This is a genomic window from Intestinibacter sp. (assembly GCF_034113885.1).
GTDB lineage: Bacteria > Bacillota > Clostridia > Peptostreptococcales > Peptostreptococcaceae > Intestinibacter.
In genome coordinates this window covers 1-2586 of sequence record NZ_JAXEWM010000123.1, presented here as the reverse complement: position 1 = coordinate 2586, position 2586 = coordinate 1, and the positions used below count along the sequence as shown (strand labels likewise).

General features: G+C 27.9%; 3 protein-coding genes and 1 pseudogene. 2 read left to right on the top strand and 2 right to left on the bottom strand.

Annotated elements, in window-relative coordinates:
- Positions 1–208: 208 nt before the first annotated feature.
- Positions 209–490, bottom strand: a pseudogene (locus SPD90_RS15330) (ATP-binding protein); the annotation flags it as partial.
- A 332-nt stretch (positions 491–822) separates the two neighbouring features.
- On the opposite strand from SPD90_RS15330, the gene cas6 reads away from it, so the two are divergent.
- A complete protein-coding gene (cas6, locus tag SPD90_RS07460) occupies positions 823–1518 on the top strand; it encodes a CRISPR-associated endoribonuclease Cas6 (protein WP_320924807.1) in 696 nt (231 codons plus the stop codon).
- 149 nt (positions 1519–1667) lie between these two features.
- Positions 1668–1790 carry a hypothetical protein gene (locus SPD90_RS07455; RefSeq protein WP_320924806.1) on the top strand — a complete coding sequence of 41 codons (123 nt, stop codon included), beginning with the start codon at positions 1668–1670 and terminating at the stop codon, positions 1788–1790.
- A 116-nt stretch (positions 1791–1906) separates the two neighbouring features.
- On the opposite strand, the gene SPD90_RS07450 is transcribed toward SPD90_RS07455, so the two are convergent.
- A partial coding sequence (locus SPD90_RS07450; RefSeq protein WP_320924805.1) for a DUF116 domain-containing protein occupies positions 1907–2586 on the bottom strand: 680 nt, incomplete at its 5' end.

Sequence of the window (2586 nt, the reverse complement as noted above, 5' to 3'; positions counted from 1 at the left end):
TAAAACAAGGATTAGAACATGTATTATATAGATACAAATGATTCTACAGTAGAGGCATAAAAGAATAACTTCCATTAAAACAAGGATTAGAACGTTGGATGTATGCCTCCAGTTTCTTTTTTAAATTCTATAAAAGAATAACTTCTGTAAATTGCAATATATTTTTTTTATAAAAAATGCAAAGTAATTATGTACAAAAAATCTACTCTTAAGAATTATTCATAGAAGCATTTTCTAAGTATTTCAGCTTAGATTTTAATCTATATGATGATCCCTTAATCGAAATAATATGAGAATGATGAAGTAATCTATCTAAAATAGCATTGGCTATAGCTGCTGATCCAAAAATATCACTCCATTTTGAAAAATTAGAGTTTGTAGTTATTATAGTGCAATGCTTTTCATATCTTTTAGAGATTAGCTGGAAAAATAAATTTGCTGCATCAGTATCAATTGGTAAATATTCTATTTCATCAATGATTAAGACCTTGTACTTTGATAAGTCTAGTTTCTAATCTATTTTCAGCTTTATATTCCTTTTTTTGGATATTTATATTTTATCATTTACATCCAGTAAAATAAGGATTGAAAGGCTGGTGGAGAAGCTGGTCCAGAAGCTATACTTCCTATCTTAGAACTAAATCCAATAAAATAATGATTCAAACAGAAAATATTAATTGTTATAGAAAAAGCTAAAAATTAATAAATATTATTTGGATTAAGTATATTTAAATTTATAATATATTTTATATAGAAAAAATTAACTATATATAAGAAAATAATATATTATTATAAGTAAGAAAAAAACTTTGGAGGAAAAAATTGAAAGTAATACAAATTAGAATAAAAATTTTACTAAAAGAAAACATACATGTAAGCGATATACAACCAAAGGTATGTGGATTAATAGACTATAGTTTTTCAAAAAGACAAGAATTACTAGACATGCACAATGAAAACAAATACAAATTTTACTGTTTCGATTTCCCATATCCAGCAGAAAGAGATCAGATTTACAAAAAAGGAAAAATATACACATTAACTATAAGAACAGTAGATTTTGAACTGGCAGAATTTTTCTCAAATTCACTATTAGATGTTCAAACTCGTTTTATAAAAGCATTATCCAGCGAATTAAAAATTCTGCCTCAAAAGCCTATTGAAAAAATCTACTCCTTAACACCAGCTATAATAAAAAATGACACAGGTTATTGGAGAGATAATATGTCGATGGAGGATTATCAAAAGAGGTTAAAGGAAAATTTAGTCAAAAAATACAATATAATAACTGGCACTAAAATGGATGAGGATTTCAAGCTTTTTGATAAAATAGAATTAAAAAATAGAAAACCTATTTCTGTGAAATATAAGAAAATAAAGCTATTAGGTGACAAAGTCAATCTATATATAGCAGATAATGATAGAGCACAGGCGTTGGCGTATATGGCTATAGGTTGCGGGATAATGGAGATGAACTCTAGGGGATGTGGTTTTGTAAATTATAAGTATATCGAATAATGTAAAATTTTATAATAAGAAAATTTGATTTTTAAGAAGGCTATTTGCACTGTTTTATCTAATAAATAAAATATCAACCTTTAAATAAAACTAATCCGAGAGTAAGTGTATTTTAAGAGATGTTTTGATCCTAAGGAGTGCGATATTTTATGCTGGAAAGAATAGATGAATTAATAGAAATAGCTAAAATATATATGGAAAAGGGATATGACGTGATGGAGGCAATTAAACTTGCTGAAAAAAAGATAGAAGAAATATATTTTAAAAATTAAGGACATTATAAAATATGATAAAAAAATTTCCATGGTCGTATAAGTAAAGCGTAGATTTCGATTTGAGATTTCTACGCTTTATTTGTATTAGAACTGTATTGGAATGTAAATTGGGTTTATTTTATGGTAATAATTTCTAATAATCTATCTACGTTTATACTAGTCATGATTTTTTCATCGAGCCAGTGATTAGAGCAGCCAGAGTAATCTAGCAAGACGCATTGTGGAATAAATCCAAGTCTAAGAGCTTTAAAACCGCCTGAAATCAGATTAGGGACGCATGCAATTCCGACAATACCGATATTTTTATTGTCTCTAGTATCTAAAGATGATAGGGTTGTTTCGTGCTCTATTATATATACATCGAAATTGTATTTATCACCGAGTGAATCTATCTTATTTATATTACAATCACGAGAACAGTGCTTGCATTTACCTCCATATGAAGTGGAGACTCTTTTACAAGGTGTATTTGTCTGAGTCATACATCCAGGCAGAAAGACGATTTTTCTGGTGGTATTTAAAAATTTTTCTCTAAAGATATCATTCATTACCTCTGATAAAATCATATTGAAGTAGTATTGGAGCGATGTTTTACCGCAGTATACGATGTCCTCTTTATTTTTATGAGTTTTTCGGTAGCCGTCCAAATAGTTTTCTAAATTTGGCAAATAGAGTTTTAAATTTTCATCTCCTATATTTTTTAGGCAAGAAGCTAGCTCGTCAGTTAAGCCCAAAAAGTCTCTTATGTAATTTATTTGTGAAGCTTTTTCTTTTAAAAATTGATGCCAGATGT

What these genes read in the sequence shown, in the direction of transcription:
- SPD90_RS07455 (WP_320924806.1), top strand. Translation starts at nt 1,668, where the DNA reads ATGCTGGAAAGAATAGATGAATTAATAGAAATAGCTAAAATATATATG.